Source organism: Paenibacillus sp. Dod16 (assembly GCF_049893405.1).
Taxonomy (GTDB): Bacteria; Bacillota; Bacilli; order Paenibacillales; family Paenibacillaceae; genus Paenibacillus_AQ.
On sequence record NZ_JBNDYG010000003.1, the window covers coordinates 326,819 to 346,254 of the forward strand.

A 19,436-nucleotide genomic window follows, 5' to 3' on the forward strand; every position below is an offset into this window, starting at 1 on the left:
GCTGGTGGTTTCAGGTAATGCATCATTGATCGGAAGACAGAGGCTGTGCTTTCCCCCTACCTCGCACGGCTGGCAGTAAGGACAGCAAACCGAGAACAGCCAAGAACGCCCCAACCCATAGAGGCGACGCCAAGCCAAAACCAGCATCCATCGCCATCCCTCCGATGGAGGATCCAACGACAACGCCAAGGCTGATCACGGACCCATGCACCGTCGTAACAAGCGACCCCGTATCGGCAACCCGGGTGACCCGGGTCGCCATGGCCGGGTTCATGGGCACACCTGCTAAACCTACGATCACAACCGCAATCATAGCGATCACCTGGCTGTGCACAAACAGTCCGAATACCACTAAAGCCGTCGCTAGAGCGACCAACCCAATGGTGAGGATCTGCATCATATAATGATCCGCCAGTCTGCCGGTGACCATGTTGCCAAGCACCGTCGCCACACCGTAAACGCCAAGCAGGATCGGAACCGCCTGAGCGCCAAAGCCGGTAAGATCGGTTAAGATCGGCGAGAAATAACTGAATGCGGCAAAGGTAGCTCCGATAATCAGCATGCTTGTGGCATATGCAGCCCATAGATGGCGATTCTTGAAGGCAACAAACTCTCCACGAATGCCGGCCGATTCCGTTCTGGGCAAGGATGGGATCGTAAACAGCCCCACCAGGCCCGATGCCAATACCAGAACCACAACAGCCCAGAAGCTGGCACGCCAGCCTAATAGCTGCTCGATCCACATCGCCAGCGGAAGTCCGATCGCCGTTGCAACCATTAAACCGCCGAGGACGATCGACGCCGCCCTTCCACGCGATTCCGGGCCGACGAGGGAAAAGCTAATCGCAAGCGAGACGCCAAACGCCGCTGCAGAGGAGATACCCGTGATCACTCTGGCAGCCATCATCACTTCATATGTGGTCGCGACAGCGCCCAGCGTCTGACCGACAAGAAAAATGGCAGCCAATATCAAAAAGGCCTGTTTGCGCGGCACCTTCAATAGCCCTACCGTCAGCAGCGGTCCTCCTATAATCATGCCGGCGGCATAAGCGGTAATGAGATAACCGATGGCTGCAACCGAAACGCCGAATTCTGCCGAAAGCGAAGGCATAATGCCTGCTACCATAAACTCAGAGGTTGTCATCGAGAAAATCATAAGTCCTAATATATAAATGGATAAAGGCAAAAGAAACCACTCCTGTCTTTTATTATTCCACACTTCTGTAATTATCGGTACAAAAATAGGATCCGTGAGTCCCGTAAGCTCGAATAAGACGCACTTCGCATACAATCAACTATTTTACCGATTAGTACAAAACCATCCAAAAAAATAAGCCACCTCGCCCACTCTACATCTCGGCATGAAAGAACATGCCATTCCGCTGCAAGGACGTATTCCACCGTAATCTTCGCACCATGATCGGCTCCTCTCTCCTATAGTTTCCAGCTCATTATATATATTTTGTAACGAACGGTCAATAAGTATGCTTTTAAAATCCATCGGTTACGGGCGGCCGCATACCCCACCTCTACATTAGAAGTAGACGTGGGGTATCCACCCTCCGCACCAGCTTTACGTTACCGTTATGGCTTGGCCTCTGGTGAACGCAACCGTCTCATACCATGAATTATCGTGCATCCACCGGCGCTTGCAGCCGCACATCCTGGCCGGCATCAAGCAATACCGCGTTAATCCCGTTAAGAAAAGCCAACGCGCTTGCCTTAATGATATCCGTATCCATCGCGCGCCCGGAATAGGTTTTGCCTTGGTATTCGATTCGAATGTTTACCCGGCCGATGGCTTCTTTTCCCCTGGACAGACTGTTGATTTTGTAATCCTTCAACTGTACGTCCAAACCGACCAACGCTTTCATGGCGCTGTACAGCGCATCGATCGGGCCATCCCCCACCATGCTGTCCCTGAACGTCTCGCTGCCTTTTCTCAGCTTCACCGTTGCCGTCGGATACAGATCATTGGTCACGACCTGGAACGAATCCAGCTCATACAGATGACTGCTGACTTCTTCATGGGTACGGTGTTGGGTCACCAGATAAAAAACGTCATGGTCATATACTTCCTTCTTGGCATCGGCCAACTGCAGGAATTTCGCGAACAGCGCTTCAAAATCTTCGCCTTCGCCTGTCTCGAAGCCAAGCTTCTCCACCGCATTCTTGAACGCATGCCTTCCGGACCGCGCCGTCAGGATCAGCTCCATGCTGTCGGCGCCGACTTCCTCCGGCGACATAATCTCATAAACCTGTTTATCCTTCAGCAGGCCGTCCTGGTGAATGCCGGATGAGTGCGCGAATGCATTCTCACCCGTAATCGCCTTGTTCACCTGCACATCCAGGCCCGTCAAATGCGTCAGCAGCCGGGAGGTTCTAATCAGCTCCTTGAGCCGGATGTTGGTGGAGGCCTTAAAGTGATTCTCCCGTACCTTCAGTCCCATGACCACTTCTTCCAGCGATGTATTGCCTGCGCGCTCCCCTAAACCATTGATCGTGCATTCTACTTTCTGGGCACCATTTCTCACTGCGCTGAGCGTGTTCGCCGTAGCTAGCCCGAGATCGTTATGACAGTGAACGCTGAGAATAACCTGGTCGTTCAGATTCTTCAGGCGTTCATTGATTTTGCGAATCAATTCGCCGAACTCATCCGGTACGGCATAACCGACCGTATCCGGCACGTTTATCATCGTTGCTCCGGCCTTCACGACGGCTTCGATCGTTGTCCACAGATATTCAAAATCGGACCTGGATGCATCCTCCGTCGAATACTGGACATGAGGCAGCAGTGTTTTGGCATATTTCACCGCATCAACGCCCATCTGGAGCACCGCATCCTTGGAGCGATTGAATTTCTTCTCCACATGAATGTTCGAGGTGCCAAGCACGATATGAATCAGCGGATTTTGCGCAAGCTTAATGCTCTCATATACGGCATCGATATCGCCCTTCACCGCGCGAGCAAGCGCAGTAATGGAGACGCTATCACCTACGGTTCGGGCGATTTCCTGAACCGCTTGAAAATCCCCTGTCGAAGACGCGGGAAAACCAGCCTCGATAATATCGACGTTCAGCCGCTTTAGCTGCTGCGCAAACTCAATTTTTTGCTGTACGTTCAGTTTGGCGCCCGGAACCTGCTCTCCGTCGCGCAAGGTTGTGTCCAATACGATAATATTGCGTTCCATTTGATATTCCTCCTCGATCATCGATCGTTCATTTTCATTCATTTATATCAAGCGGGGTTGGTTAAACCCGGAATTTAACCAACAAAAAAACCCCGCCTCTACGTATAGAGGCGGGGKTGAACCCGCGGTACCACTCTAATTCATTTTATGCAAAATGATCTTCTTCGATGGCCATCACCATCTATCCCTATAACGGTGGAACTCCGGCTAACCCTACATGATCAGGCAGCTGTTCATAGACGAGTTCAAAGGGAACGACATTACCGTTTCACACCTTCCAACGGCTCTCTGAAAAGTCATTTCGCTTTTACTATTTCTAATCAAAACATTTCGATATGAATTTTGATAATTATCTTAAGGAATGAGAAGCGCTTTGTCAACCCTTTATCTTCCAGAAGCGAAAGAGTGCATTTTTTACAGCAATCCGGACTTCTTCACATTCGCCAGAAAATCATGGAATTCCGGAATATTCAGCTGCTGCGCCGCATCGGACAACGCCGTAGCCGGATCGGGATGAACCTCTACCATCACGCCGTCAGCTCCTGCAGCGAGAGCCGCTCTGGCACAAGGGGCCAGGATGTCCTTGCGGCCTGTGGAATGGGTCACGTCCACCAGCACCGGAAGATGCGTTTCCTGTTTCAGAATCGGCACCGCCGAGATGTCCAGGGTGTTTCTCGTCGCCTTCTCGTATGTCCGTATGCCGCGTTCAATCAGCATCACTTGCGTATTGCCGCGGGACACGATGTATTCCGCAGCGTGCACGAACTCATCGATCGTAGCCGCAAGTCCGCGTTTCAACAGCACCGGCGTCTGAACATCCCCTGCCGCTTTTAACAGCTCAAAGTTCTGCATGTTCCGCGCACCGATCTGAATGACGTCAATGTATTCGCACGCAAGCTCGATATGCGCAGGGTCCACGATTTCGCTGATCGTCTTCAGGCCGAACTCGGACGCCACTTCCTTCAGAATTTTCAGGCCCTCAATGCCCAAGCCCTGAAAATCGTAAGGCGATGTTCTCGGTTTGAACGCGCCGCCGCGCATGACGGTTATGCCCGCTTCCTTAAGGGCAGCCGCAACCTGGCGTACTTGCTCATAACTCTCAACGGAGCATGGCCCTGCGATCATTACCGGCGTACCGCCGCCGATCACCGTATTGCCCAGCTGAATCAGCGTGTCTTCCTGCTTCTTCTTCCGGCTCACCAGCAAATGCTTCTTGTGATCGACTTGCTGCAGCTTCAAGGATGCCTGGAAAATCTGTTTAAATAAATGACGCACCGTTTCATTATCGAAAGGACCTTGGTTATGCTCCACCAGAGTATCCAACATTTTTTTCTCGCGTACCGGATCAAAATCAGGAACTCCCTGCTTTTGCTTCTCCTGACCGATCTCCTGGGCGATTCGTGCCCGCTCCGACAACAGCTCCAGCAGTTGAAGATTAACGGAATCCAGCTCTGATCTTAATTGTTCCAAACGTCCTTGACTCATCTGAAATCTCTCCCTCACCTTTTATTTCTGGTTTATAAAAACAAAAAGACCCCCCGCCCGGAAAGGGACGAGGAGTCGTGGTACCACCCTTATTAGATATGCCGAAAAAAAGCAAACACATCTCACTTGAACCTCTTAACGCAAGGGTTACGGGTAAACCTACCCTCTGCACGCAACATGCAGATTATCAGCATACCAGCTCCGGAATGAACTTCAGCGGAGAACCTTCGCCCGGGCGCTCTCAGTCGGTGGCTGCCCTTTCCTGTCAGGAACGTTCTTTCGCTTACTCTTTCCATCATCGCTTGTTATAACATATCGTGTTGGTTAATTAAGAAGCATTGTATTACACTCCGAATTAAAATTGCAAGAGTTTTATTTAAAGCTTGGGTGCTTTGATGCAGTGAAGAAACATTAATTTCTGCTTTTTGCAGGTGTTCACAATCTCCATACACACATAGATCTTTCCCTTACTTAAAGTGCATAAGCTGTGGAGTTGCCCTGAGGTCTGTTCATCCATTTCCCGTTCGTGAAATCGGGGAACGGAAGCAATGTGCCTCCAAGTTCAATCGACTGCTCGGATAGCGCGGTCACCGCCATCCAGGCGGCCATGTCGTACACATCGATCGGCATTTCCGTTTTCTTGAGCACACTCTCGACAAAAGCGCGCAAGCATAGATAGTCCATGCCGCCATGCCCTCCCCGTACGCCGTCTTTCAAATAATTCGCCCACACCGGATGCTCGTACTCGTGGAAATAGGATTCGAACGGCTCCCATGCATGGGCCGGGCTTCGATCCTCGATATGAATAACGGCGCCGTCCTCCATCCAAATGCCCTTCGTTCCCTGTATGCGTCCCCCGCGGGAATATGGACGGGGCAGGGATGTATCGTGCGTCAACAGAATCGATTCACCGTTGGCGCACTGAATCATGGTGGTAACAATATCACCGAGAGCCATATCCGTAAGCGTAGCCGGGTGCTCGGCACCCAGGTTTCTGCGAGCCCACTCTGTTATTCCGCGCGTCTTGGTGGACATGGAGGAAAGCTTGGTAAGACGGTTGCCCCGGTTGATGTTCAGCATTTTGGCTGCTGGCCCCAGACCGTGGGTCGGGTACACATCGCCGTTGCGGTGCAAATAATTGTGGACGCGGTAATGGCGGTTTTCCACCCCCATCGCTACTTCTTCCCGGAGGTCATGCTGATAAGCCCCCTGACAGTGAAGCAGTTCCCCGAAAATCCCTTCTCTTACCATCCTCAGCAGCGCCATTTCTTCCCGGCCATAACAGCAGTTTTCCAGCAGCATGCAGGGCGTACCGGTCTCCTCATAGGTGCGAACCAGCTGCCAGCATTCCTCGAGGGAAGCAGCGCCTCCCACCTCCGATGCCACGGGCTTTCCCGCCCTCATCGCGGACACGGCGATCTCGCTGTGGCTGGTCCAGGATGAAGCGATGATAACAGCCGTTACATCCCTACGTGCAATCACTTCCCGATAATCCGTAGAGGAAGCAGGGACAGGACTTCCAGTTTCAGCAACCTGCCGTGCAGCCTCTTGAAGGCGATCCTCGTATAGATCCGAAATCGCCGTAATCTCCACATCCGGCATATCACTCAGCAGCCTCAGCAGATCCTTTCCGCGTTTGCCGAGACCGACAAAGGCTAACCGAATCTTTTCTTGGGAATCGTTGTACCCGATCATATATGAACTACTCCTTCTATCATGAATTGGCCCCTTTAACCTTATGTTGATAAATGGCAGAACGAGGCTCTGCCATCATTGTCCCCTGCCCCATCCGTTTCCGTTCATCGGACGAAAGATGCCGACCTCCGTGTAATTATTCCATTGGTTCGACGTATTGCCCGATCCGTTGATGCGGATAAATCTCGCCGTTACCTCGGGAAATTGGAATACTTCCGGTTGGGCGGTCGTTCCTGAGCTGAGTCCGTCCGGGTAAACCGTGTTCCAGTGGACCCCGTCAGTGGATGCCGTCACGGTAAAATAGGATCTGCGTGTTTCACCGCTGAAAAAAGCGATCGAAACCGCGCCCACCTTCCGGTTCTCGCCGAGATCGTATTGAATCCAATGCGATCCTTCCGATGTCCAGCGCGTCTCGTAATCTCCGTCGATCGTCTTGTCCGGGGTATATCCGTAGCTAGCCTGCGGAGAAGCGCTGGCTGTGACCTCCTGAATCGGCAAACGGTGACCAGGAGGGGGATCCCCAATCAACGGCCCAGGTACCAAAGCAACGGTATACCGATTGTGAACACCCGGATTGGACGGATCGGTCACATCGATATACGTCTTGCCGGGGATACCCTCGGCATGTATGACAGCAGCGTCAAAATCGGAAACAACCCCTATCTCCGGAACCTTCGAGCGCTGATCGTACGGAACCGTCCATTCGTAGTAAGTTCGCTGCGGATCAAACCCGGCCAGAGCGGAGCCGTCCACCAGGATGGAATTCACTTCAGGCAGCCGGTCCCGTTCCTGCATGGGACCGTCCGGAATCGACCAATCGTCAAGACTGCGGAATTCCGGCGCTTCTTCCGGAAGCGGAGCCTCTTCGGTCAAAGGGACCATCCACAGCGACAGTCGGCCCCGGTTCGCGCCGGCCATATGAACAACCAGCTTGCGTATGCCGTGATTTACAGTTTGACCCGAAGGATTCGGCGTCCCTTCCAGCGGCTGGGCCATCATCTCGGAGAATGCCGCCCCTTCGGGAGCATCCAGCATTTTGACGTACAGTTTTTTGTCCTTCTGCGTCAGCACGGCTTCTTGGCCACTCCCGAGCACTTCAATATCCGCTTCCGTGTGCATGAACCAATAGAGCTCGGATGACGATTTTAAGTCAAACTCATCCTGCACGATCAACTGCTGGCGATCGCCGGTCAGCATTAATCCACGCCTGTAGGATAATGCATCTTTCGGATACCGCTCAGTTAGGTCGATAATGCCGAAAGCGCCCCGCGGCTTGGAAGCACTTCTTACAAGCGGTGCTCGCGCATCGTAATCCTGCATGAAGACGGGATTCGATTCCGGGTTCATTATCATCACGTTTTGTCCCTGTGCACCCTTACGGTAATAGGTCCAGCGTTGTCCGCCGGCATAGTCCCAGAAGCCGGGCAGGTTATAGTTTTCCATCCCTAAATCCGTCGCCCACCGCTCACCCAGCGCATCGAACACAAATGTGCCTGCGTCCATATCGATATGGCTCAGCAATGTATCGTTAAAACCTTTCACCGAAGCGAAGGTATCGTTCAAGTTCGTCCATCCGCTACGCATGGATATCGATTCGATACCTGTGAATGTACGGTCCAGTGAAGGGGGCAACTCATCAAACATCCCCGGACGGTAAAACAGCAGGTAGTAAGGAGAAAAAGCCCCTTTACGACGGGTCAGTTCGCCTGCATACCAGGCGATGTGCGGCTGATCGTAGAAATCTGCCATCCAAAGGGTCTGGGGATGCACATTCGGTGTCGCCGAATCGTAAAAATTAAAGAATCCTCCCGGCCCCCATAAATGCAGCGGATACTCGCCGGATTCCTTCACCCCCTCAAGCTCGGCCAACCCGTAATCGGTTCCAAGCGTACGGTGCATGGCAGCCATCTTGAAAAATAGAAACTCCGTCCCGTACTGCCAATAATGCGGCCCCTCCGGCCACGATCCGTCCTCCGTAAAGAAACGGAGCGTATTCTGCAGCTTGCGATAAGACCCGCGCAGAATTTCAAGCCCGGCTTGCGTCACCTTCTCTTCATCGCCCAGCATGGCTAGCGCCGCAACGGAAAAGCTGCCATTATCCACCAAGTTGATGTTGTTATACTCCCCGTTATGGGTGAATTCGCCGCGATACCAGGAGAGCGCGTGGCTGAACGCATGCTTCATGACCGCCTCCCGTACCATGTTCCGCTGCTGTTCAGTCATGGCATCATACAGCCAGTCGTATGCGAGCGAAAATCCAAGCGTCATATACGTCAAGGAGAGCATATTGTTATAACGTCCTCCCCAGTCGGGATATGCCGCGGCAGCCTTCAACTCCTCGATTGCCCGCCGAGCATAGGCTTCATCCCCGGTCAGCTGATACATCATCGATGTTCGAATCAGCAAATCCCGAACATTGCTGTTGCTGCCTCCATTCGCAAGATATCCGTACGGCTCCGTATCCAGCAGCCGATCCGCCTCCCGCTTCAACTGATCAAACCACTTTGTCACATATTCATCCTGCCCGATGAGTTCACGGATGGAAGCAAAATCACCGGCATCCGCAAACACGCGGGGATGTATGCCTTCATTACCGATGGAGGTCAATTGATCCAATAGATCCTCTTCATCCGGTACCACAAAAATACGTGTCTTCCCGGTCGCCGATTTTCCGGATGCTGTCGTCGCCGTAACTTCAAACGTATCGTAGCCGACTTCATTGGGGGCAGGCGTATAAGTAAAGGAGCCGTCCGAAGCCAGACTCATTTCACCGCGGGGAGACGTGCTGAGTGTCCATTCCACCTGTTCTTCCGACAACAGGCGGCCCAGTTGTCCGGTTAGCGGAGTGTTTTTTTCGGTCGAATACCACGTCAAATCCAAGAGCGGAGGCGAATCCAGAGGAAGTACCTCAATCTTCGCCGCGGCGGCTGCAGGTCCCCCATCCGCTCCATAAGCCAAGAAAATGAACGAATCGGCACCCGCGTAACCACGGTTCGGATAATACCGGAACGAACCATCAGGCAGGACCGATACCGTACCATTGCGTGGTGCAGCGGCCAGTTCAAATGAAACCGAAGCTCCCGAGCTGTCGGCAGCAGCTAGCTGTCCGTCTAGTACGCCATTCTCGCTAATGGATCCCAAGTAGGACTCGGCGATAAGCGAAGGCGGCGTACCCACGGTAACGACGCCCTGTCTTGTTATGCCGCTCTGCGGGGACATAGCAGATATGACAGCATGACCGGTCGCATGCGCCGCCACCTCCCCGCTTTGATACACCGAAGCTACGACCGTGTTAGATGAAGCCCATTCCAGGAACGTATCTGAAGTATTCTCCGGCTCATAGGCTGCCTGGAAACGCCCGGTCTCTCCCGGTTGCAGGCTGATGGTCTGCCGGTCGAGTGTAATATCCCGCAGCGGGACATACTCCCGCATGGAGAGCTGGTCGAACCAGACCGTACCCGCCGATTTCTCCAGAAAGGCCTCCACCTTTCCCTGAGGATTGGCATCCATGTCCGCAGCCACATGAACGACATGGCTGAAGTAGGTCCAATCCTTGGTCCCCCTTTCACCTTGAAACGCATAGCTAATGCTGCTGGTACCGCTTCTCTTGTACTGGAAGCGGACCAGCACCTGATCCGAAACGTTTTCCAGTTTATACATGCCGGTGAGCATATAACTCTTACCCGCTTCAATGCCTGCCGCAGGGAGTGTTATCGCTCCCCGGTCGGTTCCAGACACAGTACCGGTAATGGAGACAGAACGGGCCCCACTATAATAGACGGAGTCATCGACCGCAAACACCGGATTTCCTGCCGCCTTCCATTCACTGACATGCTCGGGAGCCACCTGGTCCAGCCAAGAAGCCTTCGTGGTCACGGCTTCAAAGTCCGAATTCAGCAGCAGATTGCTGCCTTGCGTATCCGCTTGATCTGCCCAAGCCTCACCTCTCGTCTTCGAAAGCCCACCTGCTGACAATGCGATAACAAGCACGATCGTTAGCCAGCGTTTAAAGAACATCATCCAATCCCTCCCACTCACAGATTCATCAGATTTGCCTTGCTTTATGCTGCTCTTGCCCCTCATCTCCTCTCACCTCGAATTATTATACCTAGCATCATAACGCAAGCACCTTAGAGCCGTACAACATATCTTAAAAATTGATAATGCATCTTTAATCGGTATCATGCCGCCCGATATTTTTGTTCGGTTTTCTTATAAAAAAACTCGCCCCATAAGGGACGAGCGCTTAGTGAAATTTTTATGAAAATACACTTTATGCGAGGCTCTAACCTAGATTATTCAGCATGCATTGCGGCCTTCTGCCCCTGTTGTTTCACCGGATTTCCCCAATACGTAAACAGGCGCCAGATATATTCGAATGGTCCCATMGGAAGCCGCTTCAACCAGACCCTGCTTAAGGCTGTTTGCAGAGCAAAAATGACGACAACTATCACCATCTGCCAGATCGGTTCGATCTTCCCATACCACCCCAATCCGTAGCTGTAAAAGATCAATCCGCAAAGGATCGATTGAAGCAAATAGTTGGTGAAGGCCATTTTTCCGGGATAAGAAAATAAATCCAGCACCTTCTGCCACGTTTTATTCTGGTATAAAAGTGCAAACGCACCGATATAGCCCAGTGCCAAGAATGGTCCTCCAACGAATAAAACTACCGCCTCGCACCAGGATGGTAGTCCATCCGCTAGCGACATCACAAGTTGAAGAACAAGACCCAAACTACCTCCAATGACCACCAGACGGATGATCCCTTTCCGGTTCTTCTGGACCTCATGCAAAATACGACGCTTGCAGAAGTAGGCACCCATCAGGAACATCCCTAATACTTGGGGGTAGAAGACCACCATATTCAAGATGGAGCCGATGTAATCATTCAGCCGCTGAGCGATGATCTGGACCATCGTCCCCTCTCCGTATATGGCTGCATCCCGCTCCTGGAAATAAACACCTATCTGATGCGCATCCGCTTGGCTAAACGGCTCAAAGACCTGTCCAGCCGAAGAGCTCAGCAGACTTGCTCCCGTCAGCAGAACAGGAACGAGCAGCAGCAGGGATAGCGACCAGACCAGCAGCGTTCTTGGCTTGCAGCGTTGAAACAGCATCAGCAGAAAACCCATGAGTGCATAGTGGGTCAGAACGTCTCCGTACCAAATCAGAATTCCATGGATCAGACCGACTAGAAGCAAAGCCGTCAACCTTCGAGTATAGATGCGATTAAAGCTTCGTCCTTTTGCCTGACTGCTCTCCTGTAACATCACCATGCCAAAACCAAACAGGAAAGAGAATATCAATATGAATTTGCCGTCAATTACAATTCCGCGCAGCAGCATCAGGACTTCATTGTACCAGCCTGACCATAATTCAACCCCGAACGRAATGGTTTGCAGCGATGTCGTAAAAAACGTAATGTTCACCAAAAAAATGCCTAATAGTGCAAATCCCCTCAAGCTGTCAATGAGCCTTATTCTTGGCTGTAAATTCGTTGCCATCATCGTACCTCCTTATCAATGTGCCTTCAGGTTAAGGTACAATCATAAAGAAAGGATAAAGAAACTTATATTGAACTGTAAGTACATAGTAGCTTAGGCATCACTGCGCATGCGGATCATTCTTCCGATCGCTGTTGCCCCCAAATTTCTATCTATCCATTAAGAATGGTTGAAATCCGGATGCTGTGTTTGCTTCCGATGCCAGCTTTCCTTTGGAAGGCTTTCAGGCGACCGCTATCGCTTCTCCAGAACGATTTCCGCCTGCTCCGTTGAAGGTTGGGCAATTATAAACTTCAAGTAATCGGACTTTCTTTATTCATTCTTTAGAAATGCGGTGTACACTAACTAGATAGATCTTTATAAATAGCTAGTTCTCGGAGGATGTAATAGATATGGCAAACGAAACGATCCTATTAGTCGATGATGAAGAAGAAATCATCTCTTTTATACAAGATGCCCTGGAGCTTGAAGGCTATCAGGTACTAACTGCCGGAAGTGGACAGGAGGCGTTAATCCAGAGCAAACAGCAGCCGTCCCTGATCATACTCGATGTAATGATGCCTGATATGAACGGCATTGAGGTATGCGAGCAGCTTAGGGAAAGGACGCAGTGTCCCATTGTGTTCTTGAGTGCATGCCAAAGTGAAGTGGACCGAATTCGAGGGCTGGCTGCCGGCGGGGACGATTATTTGCTCAAGCCCTTTAGCCTTGCTGAATTAAAAGCCCGTATCCATGCCCATCTGCGGCGAGAACAGAGAATCCGCACCCACAAAGAACAGGGTTTCCTGCGCTTCCCAGCCCTGACGATCGATTGCAAGGGACATGCCGTTACCTGCAACGGGCACAACCTCGCTCTTACGAATAAGGAGTATCAGATCTTAGAACTGTTGGCGATGCATCAGGGGCAGGTCTTTTCCAGAGAGCAGATTTATGAGAAGTTATGGGGATTTGACGCTGAAGGGGACGACTCTACCATCACCGAGCATATTAAGAAAATACGGGCCAAGCTGGCCGCCCACGCACAGGACCGCAGCTATATTCAAACCGTATGGGGCATTGGCTACAAGTGGGATCCCAAATGATGAAACAGCGTTCCATCAAAAACACGTTCGCCCGCCATTTCGCCTCGATCCTGGCCTGCAGCTTGCTGGCTACGCTTGTAACCTGGGGACTGCTCGCGATGCTGCTTGGATACTTGTTCAACCATGACATCGCGTTCCCGGCCAATCATTATGAAGCTCAAATCCCTGTAATTTCGGAGTACGCCGAAGCCCGGGGCGATTCTGTCATGAGCAAGCAGGGACAAGCCGATCTGGAAAAGGTGATCCCCTCGCAGGGCATGTCCTACCTGGTAGTGTCCCTTACTGGCGAACCCCTATATGGTGATCTTCCTCTCAACGAATCACTTAGCCGGCAGAAAATACTGGCACGCTTGAACCAGACGCATAGAAGCATGAATCAAGTCGTGAAATACACTCCGGTTGTCTCCAGTGACGGAAATCTTGCAGGGGCTCTTCTGCTTGGATATAACCTGAAGGTGACGGCATCCAATCCGGCGCTGAATCCCTTGGTAACCATCGGGTCCCTCATCTTTGTTCTGACGCCTTTTCTGTACATCATCTTGTTCACGCTAATATTCGGAAGGCGATTCAGCCGACAGATCAGCACTCCGCTGCAGCAGCTTCTGCAAGGAGCCGAGCAGATTAAAGAGCGAAATTTACACTTTTCGATGACAGGGACATCGTCAATAACGGAAGTTAACCGGCTTACACATGCTTTTGAGGACATGCGCCAAGAGTTGGAGCAATCCATCGAGCGGGAATGGAGATTGGAGCAGGATAGAAGCACCATGTTTGCAGCTCTCGCTCACGACCTTCGGACACCGCTTACGATTATTCAAGGACATGTTGAGGGCTTGGAGCAGATGAACGGGGAGTCTTACGAAGCCAAACGATCGCAATACCTGCAAGTCATCAAACGCAACACGACACGTGCTTCGAAACTCCTTCAGGATATGAACACCATCGCAGAAATTGAGAAGGTCTCTTTTCGGCTTCAGCCGCTTCCCGTGGATCTTGAAGAGCTGGCAGAAGATAAAACCATGGAATATGCCGCTTTATGCGGCAATCAGAACATAATCTTCCATACAGAGATCAACGATAATCGATTGAACAAGAAGCCCGTCCTCTTGGATCCCTATCGCATCATGCAGGTACTGGATAATCTCGTTTCGAACAGCATTCGATATACGCCTGAAGCCGGACAGATTCTATGGCGGATCGAAATCATCGAGGAGCAGGTGATGATGGCTGTTACGGATAACGGAGCAGGCTTTGGGCAGCAGCAGGATCTGCAGCAGGTATTTAAGCAGTTTTATCAAGGGGATCATCATGCCTCCAGACAAAAAGGGCATTCCGGTCTGGGGCTGTATATCGCCAAACTTCTCATTCAGCATCATGGAGGGCATATTTCTGCCGAGAACACCCCGCCTCGCGGGGCAACGGTGCGCTTTACCATACCGATATCGAGCCAAGAACCTTAAACTTTTCCAAGCATAACAAAGAGGCATCCTCCATGATCCAATGGATCGAAGGATGCCTCACTCATTTTATAAAAGGCACTCTCTTTTCTTACTCGTATTCAAGCAATCCTTATACCTTCAGTCGATAAATCGCCTTATTGTCGAGTCCGCGGATCATCGGTGTCCACGGCTCCGTTTCAAGTGTCGTATCCAGGGCATCCTCTACCATCTGCAGCTTGGCATCCAACAGATCGATATGATGCAGCGCGACGGCTTCAGCCGTCTGCGGCTGAACCGGGCTCCCCCACTCTCCCAGGTTATGGTGGGAAAGTACGAGATGCTGTAGTCCCAGTACCACTTCGGAATCCAGCGCGATGTCGTTCTGTATGGCCGCTTCAACGATCCAATTGGATGCCAGCGCGATATGTCCGATCAATTTTCCCTGATTGCTGTAGTCCGTAACAATGCCCATCTGAGCGATCATCTCTTCCGGCTTTGCGATATCATGAAGGATAATGCCCGCCCTAATCAAGTCCGGATTCAGAAACGGCCGCTGCTTGCAGATGAAATCGCCAATCTCCAGCATGCGGACAATATGATAGGCAAGTCCGGCAAAATAGGCATGATGATAGGTTTTGGCAGCCGGATAATGCATCAGCTTCTCTTCCACCTTCGACACACAATACTGCACAATGCTTCGTACCTGCGGCTCCGTAATCTCATTCATCGTAAGTTTGATCGTATGTAACAGATCCACGGGACGGATTGGCGCAGCCCTCACAAAATCGGTTAAGGAAACGCCGTCCTCATCCGTTGCTTTACGGATTCGGCTGATTTTGACTTGAGGCTGATCCCGGTAGCTCAGCACGGTTCCCCGGATTTTGACTAATTGCATCGGCAGGAACGTTTCTTTATCCTGTATGGTTACATCCCAGTACTTGGCCGAGATCTGGCCGCTCGCATCCGAGAGAATGATGTCAAAATAATCTTTCGGCGGCGTGCCGTTGGTCTGTCTCATATTTAATTCCTTCAGCAAGTAAAATCCAACAAAATCATCTTGAACGCTAAGTTTATTAATAGGTTTCATCTGGTTCCTCCCCAAAAAATCCCGTTAAGTTAACTATAACAAAGTCCCGTGCAATGAGTCTATTACACTGAAATATTCGCTCAGCAAAATCACAGAATCATTAGCCAAACTTCAGCTGTTGACTTTGACACCAGTGTCATCGTTTAGCATAGGGTTAGACTTATTGAGAGGAGCTATAATTCAAAATGAAAAACACTACGCAAAGTCAATCATCCGTGACGATCATAGGCCTGGGACCGATGGGTCAAGCCATGGCACGCACGTTACTGAATCACGGTTACGAGGTCACATTGTGGAATCGCACAGCCAGTAAAGCCAATGAGCTTGTTGATCAGGGAGCAATCAGAGCGTCCACAATTAAGGAAGCCTTGAATGCAAGCGAGGTAGTCATTCTCAGTCTTACGGATTACCATGCGATGTACGCTATTCTTGAAAAGGACTCAGACAGCCTCGCCGGCAAGGTATTCGTTAATCTAAGCTCGGACACCCCGGAGAAAGCCCGGGAAGCAGCCAAATGGCTGGCCGGACATGGCGCTTCGCATCTCACAGGCGGTGTGCAGGTCCCACCGTCGGGAATCGGAAAGCCGGAGTCGTTCACCTTTTACAGCGGCCCCTTGGATGTCTTCGAGTCCCAAAAGGAGTTGCTTGAAGTGCTGACGAGTACGGATTATCGGGGTGAAGATCCTGGGCTCGCCGCACTATATTATCAGATCGGAATGGATATGTTCTGGACGGGGATGCTCAGTTATTTGCACGCTGTTGCAGTAGGCAAGGCTAACGGCATCACAGCAGAGCAATTGAAGCCTCATGCGATCAGCACGATGGCATCGCTGCCGCAATTCATTGAGTTCTATACGCCGCGCATCGATGCAGGAGAATATCCGGGGGACGTGGACCGGCTCGCCATGGGCGCTGCCAGCGTTGAACATATCGTCCATACTACACATGACGCTGGGATTGACGCTTCACTGCCTGAAGCGGTGCTGGAGATCTTTAAACGGGGGGTTGCCAATGGCCGTGGCGGGGACAGCTTTACCAGCCTGATTGAAACGTTCATGAAGCCCGCGGATCATGTCATTGAACCATCCCGTGCTTCTAAGAGTCATCTCTAAATTTCGATTCCATCCTGCGAAGCGGATGGTAGCCGGTTTGGCAGGCAGGATGTGTATGATACAAGAAAAAGCACCTTCACAGGTGCTTTTTCTTGTATCATCGCCCAATTCGCACTCGAGTCTGGCTGTACTAAGGTTTCCACGCTCCCGGATGGTCGTCTTGGACCAAATCCAGCTCCACGGCTCTTGCGTTCGTCTCCACCTGCTCCACGCTCTTGCAGCCGGGAATGACACAGCTGACAGCCGGATGCTTTAAGCACCAGGCCAAGGCCCACTCGGCCATATTCACGCCCTCCGGCACTTCGTTCTGCTTGATCTCTTCCACAAGCTTCAGCTTGGCATTGATCTCGTCCTGGTCACGATTCTTGCGCACATTGTCGCTGAACACCGTTCCCGGCTTGTACTTTCCGCTTAAGTACCCGCTCGCAAGCGGAACTCGCGCCAACACGCCAAGATCCTGCTTCAAACATGAAGGGAAGACCTCTTCCTCCGGAGCTGGGTCCAGACGGTTATACACGACCTGAATGGCTTTGGCATTCACCTCCGCAGCCTTATCGGTTTGATAGATATTTCTGTTGCTTCCGATGGATATGCCCAGATTGCGGATCGTTCCCGCCTGAACCTGCTTGTCCAGCATCGTCCACATGTCATCATTGTTGAACACTTCATCCGAGCCGGAATGGAATTGATACAGGTCGATGTAATCGGTACGGAGCGCTTTAAGTGACTCTTCCAGCTGAATTCGGATCTGCTTCGCATCCCAAGCGTTCTCCCATTGCTCATGCCATCGATGACCAAACTTCGAGGCAATGACCCAATCCTCGCGGCGGTCGCGCGACAAGAAATCACCGATGAAATTCTCAGACATATGATGAGGACCATAACATTCGGCTGTATCCAACAGATTAACGCCGAGCTCCTTCGCATGCGTTAAGATGGCGTCGACTTCCTTTTGGTTGAAATCCTTCCCCCAATCACCGCCAAACTGCCAGGTTCCCACACCGACTACCGATACTYTCAGATCGGTATTTCCAAGACGTCTGTATTTCATATACTCACCCCTACTCTTAGATTTGTGCGCCTATATCTTATGTGATATTGCAACCGTTTGCAACTCATGCTGCGGTCTCTTTTTTCTCGTCCATCACCCTTATTTTCATCCACTCGGATTGTTTAATAATAAGTCGTTATGGTGAACCCTATAATATGTAATCATTTCGTTATCATATAAAGGAATCAGATAGGAGGATTGTCGGCGTGAATACCCGGACACTAGAGCAATGGATGCCGGACATTATAGAGAGTCTGAAAGCAAAAACACCCAATGACTTTCAGCGAATGATCGATGAATTTCTTCCTTATGACCTGGCCAGAATACATAGCCACCTCAGTGATACGGACCAAACCCGATTTCTGCAGTTTCTGAACGAGGAACAGCTGGCCGATATGGTTCAGGAAATGGAGCATGACCAGCAGATCGAAGTTTTGGGCAAGCTGGGCAAAGAAAAAACAGCCATCATCCTGGACTTGATGGATAACGATGACCTCGCCATTCTGCTTGATGAGCTCTCGCCTGAGCAGAAAGACGAATTCCTCAAGGGAATGCGGGACGAGGAATCCCAATTTGTCCTGAACCTGATGAAATACCCGCCGGAAACTGCGGGACGAATCATGACCAATCGTTATGTGTGGATTCCCCAGCATTACACCGTATCAGAGGTCGTCCAGAAGCTGAAAACCTACGTCTCCATTTCCGAAACGATCAACTATCTGTACGTCATTGACCAAGACAAGAAGCTAATGGGTGTGGTGTCCTACCGCGGTCTTATCTTGGCCGAACCGGATGAATATATGGTGGATATCATGCACAGCCGGGTACTGTCCGTACCTGTGGATGCCGATCAGGAGGAAGTCGCGCAGATAATCCAAAAATACGATTTGGTCGCCATCCCCGTCGTTGAACAGGATAACAAACTTGTAGGCATCATTACGGTTGACGATATTCTCGATGTCGTCATCAAGGAAGCCGATGAGGACATTCGGAAAATGAACGCCACCGGGGGCAAATCCATTGACTTCAACACCAAAGCAACCGTTGCCGCCTTTCGAAGATTACCGTGGCTGGTCCTGCTCTTATTCATCGGTCTGATCTCGGGAACGATCATTTCCCGATTTGAAGAGACGCTGGCACAGGTTGTGGCGCTAGCCTTCTTCATGCCCATGATTGCCGGAATGACCGGCAATACCGGCACGCAGTCGCTAGCTGTTATTGTACGCGGCCTGACTACGAAAGAAATGACCAAGTCGCTGGTGTTCCGGCTGTTAGCGAGAGAGCTGAAGGTCGGCTTGATGATCGGGGTCACATGCGGGATCCTGATATCCTTGATCGCATACTTCTGGCAGGGCAATGTTTATCTGGGGCTTGTGGTCGGAAGCTCGTTGATTGCAACACTCATCGTGGGCACGATGGCCGGCACCATCATCCCCCTCATTCTGTTCAAATTCAAGATTGATCCGGCTGTGGCCTCCGGTCCACTGATTACAACCATTAACGATATCCTGTCGCTTGTCATCTACTTTGGTATCGCCACCCTGTTTCTATCTTACATTTAGCCGAAATTTACGAACAGACAGCATCAATTAGGGTGAAAAAAGCCTTCCCGCACACGAGCAGGAAGTCTTTTGAGGATCTGCCAGATCAAGTTAATCCACGGGTTTCTTATCCGGCAAGTTATTTAAACTCATGTCATCCCTGTTGGCATTGCTTAAACATTACCAAAAAGTGACTAGGTCACTTCAAAGTGCGTACTTCCCAAGCCGAACCCTAACGTGCAAAAT

General features: G+C 51.1%; 12 protein-coding genes and 1 other annotated feature. Of the genes, 4 read left to right on the top strand and 8 right to left on the bottom strand.

The annotated features are described in order from the left end of the window. Window positions 1–22: 22 nt before the first annotated feature. The 6 genes from ACPV3A_RS03500 to ACPV3A_RS03525 all read right to left on the bottom strand — a co-directional run bounded on the left by ACPV3A_RS03500 (window position 23) and on the right by ACPV3A_RS03525 (window position 11,878). On the bottom strand, window positions 23–1,186 hold the full coding sequence (locus ACPV3A_RS03500) for an MFS transporter (RefSeq protein WP_426198166.1): 1,164 nt from the start codon (window positions 1,184–1,186) through the stop codon (window positions 23–25). A 442-nt stretch (window positions 1,187–1,628) separates the two neighbouring features. Beyond that, the gene (locus tag ACPV3A_RS03505; RefSeq protein WP_426198167.1) at window positions 1,629–3,191 is read right to left on the bottom strand and encodes a 2-isopropylmalate synthase; all 1,563 of its coding nucleotides are present in this window, start codon (window positions 3,189–3,191) and stop codon (window positions 1,629–1,631) included. A gap of 103 nt (window positions 3,192–3,294) precedes the next feature. After that, window positions 3,295–3,524, bottom strand: a binding site (T-box leader). Window positions 3,525–3,605: 81 nt separating this feature from the next. Continuing rightward, entirely contained in the window at window positions 3,606–4,676 is a 1,071-nt protein-coding gene (locus ACPV3A_RS03510) for a bifunctional 3-deoxy-7-phosphoheptulonate synthase/chorismate mutase (protein WP_194544030.1), read from the bottom strand. A 471-nt stretch (window positions 4,677–5,147) separates the two neighbouring features. Continuing rightward, entirely contained in the window at window positions 5,148–6,371 is a 1,224-nt protein-coding gene (locus ACPV3A_RS03515; RefSeq protein WP_426198168.1) for a Gfo/Idh/MocA family protein, read from the bottom strand. Between the two features lie 75 nt (window positions 6,372–6,446). Next, window positions 6,447–10,391 (bottom strand): discoidin domain-containing protein, encoded by a 3,945-nt coding sequence (locus tag ACPV3A_RS03520; RefSeq protein WP_426198169.1) that lies wholly within the window; start codon window positions 10,389–10,391, stop codon window positions 6,447–6,449. Window positions 10,392–10,666: 275 nt separating this feature from the next. Further along, window positions 10,667–11,878, bottom strand: a complete 1,212-nt coding sequence (locus tag ACPV3A_RS03525; protein WP_426198170.1) for a DUF418 domain-containing protein — start codon at window positions 11,876–11,878, stop codon at window positions 10,667–10,669. Window positions 11,879–12,270: 392 nt separating this feature from the next. Between ACPV3A_RS03525 and ACPV3A_RS03530 the strand changes: the two genes are divergently transcribed. Together ACPV3A_RS03530 and ACPV3A_RS03535 are read left to right on the top strand one after the other, a co-directional pair. Next, complete coding sequence (locus tag ACPV3A_RS03530; RefSeq protein WP_426198171.1) at window positions 12,271–12,960, top strand: response regulator transcription factor; 690 nt, start codon at window positions 12,271–12,273, stop codon at window positions 12,958–12,960. After that, window positions 12,957–14,420: a sensor histidine kinase gene (locus ACPV3A_RS03535; protein WP_426198172.1), complete on the top strand. Its 1,464-nt coding sequence runs from the start codon at window positions 12,957–12,959 to the stop codon at window positions 14,418–14,420. Before ACPV3A_RS03530 ends, ACPV3A_RS03535 begins: the two co-directional genes overlap by 4 nt. Window positions 14,421–14,529: 109 nt before the next feature. Here ACPV3A_RS03535 and ACPV3A_RS03540 read toward each other — a convergent pair whose 3' ends face one another. Further along, the gene (locus ACPV3A_RS03540) at window positions 14,530–15,486 is read right to left on the bottom strand and encodes a 3'-5' exoribonuclease YhaM family protein (protein WP_071223279.1); all 957 of its coding nucleotides are present in this window, start codon (window positions 15,484–15,486) and stop codon (window positions 14,530–14,532) included. 185 nt (window positions 15,487–15,671) lie between these two features. Between ACPV3A_RS03540 and ACPV3A_RS03545 the strand changes: the two genes are divergently transcribed. Next, entirely contained in the window at window positions 15,672–16,598 is a 927-nt protein-coding gene (locus tag ACPV3A_RS03545) for an NAD(P)-dependent oxidoreductase (RefSeq protein WP_220684236.1), read from the top strand. Window positions 16,599–16,728: 130 nt separating this feature from the next. Here ACPV3A_RS03545 and ACPV3A_RS03550 read toward each other — a convergent pair whose 3' ends face one another. Next, complete coding sequence (locus ACPV3A_RS03550; RefSeq protein WP_426198173.1) at window positions 16,729–17,649, bottom strand: aldo/keto reductase; 921 nt, start codon at window positions 17,647–17,649, stop codon at window positions 16,729–16,731. 206 nt (window positions 17,650–17,855) lie between these two features. On the opposite strand from ACPV3A_RS03550, the gene mgtE reads away from it, so the two are divergent. Continuing rightward, window positions 17,856–19,211, top strand: a complete 1,356-nt coding sequence (gene mgtE / locus ACPV3A_RS03555; RefSeq protein WP_220684234.1) for a magnesium transporter — start codon at window positions 17,856–17,858, stop codon at window positions 19,209–19,211. Window positions 19,212–19,436 lie beyond the last annotated feature (225 nt).

What these genes read in the sequence shown, in the direction of transcription:
- ACPV3A_RS03505 (WP_426198167.1), bottom strand. Translation starts at nt 3,191, where the DNA reads ATGGAACGCAATATTATCGTATTGGACACAACCTTGCGCGACGGAGAG.
- ACPV3A_RS03510 (WP_194544030.1), bottom strand. Translation starts at nt 4,676, where the DNA reads ATGAGTCAAGGACGTTTGGAACAATTAAGATCAGAGCTGGATTCCGTT.
- ACPV3A_RS03515 (WP_426198168.1), bottom strand. Translation starts at nt 6,371, where the DNA reads ATGATCGGGTACAACGATTCCCAAGAAAAGATTCGGTTAGCCTTTGTC.
- ACPV3A_RS03520 (WP_426198169.1), bottom strand. Translation starts at nt 10,391, where the DNA reads ATGATGTTCTTTAAACGCTGGCTAACGATCGTGCTTGTTATCGCATTG.
- ACPV3A_RS03530 (WP_426198171.1), top strand. Translation starts at nt 12,271, where the DNA reads ATGGCAAACGAAACGATCCTATTAGTCGATGATGAAGAAGAAATCATC.
- ACPV3A_RS03535 (WP_426198172.1), top strand. Translation starts at nt 12,957, where the DNA reads ATGATGAAACAGCGTTCCATCAAAAACACGTTCGCCCGCCATTTCGCC.
- ACPV3A_RS03540 (WP_071223279.1), bottom strand. Translation starts at nt 15,486, where the DNA reads ATGAAACCTATTAATAAACTTAGCGTTCAAGATGATTTTGTTGGATTT.
- ACPV3A_RS03545 (WP_220684236.1), top strand. Translation starts at nt 15,672, where the DNA reads ATGAAAAACACTACGCAAAGTCAATCATCCGTGACGATCATAGGCCTG.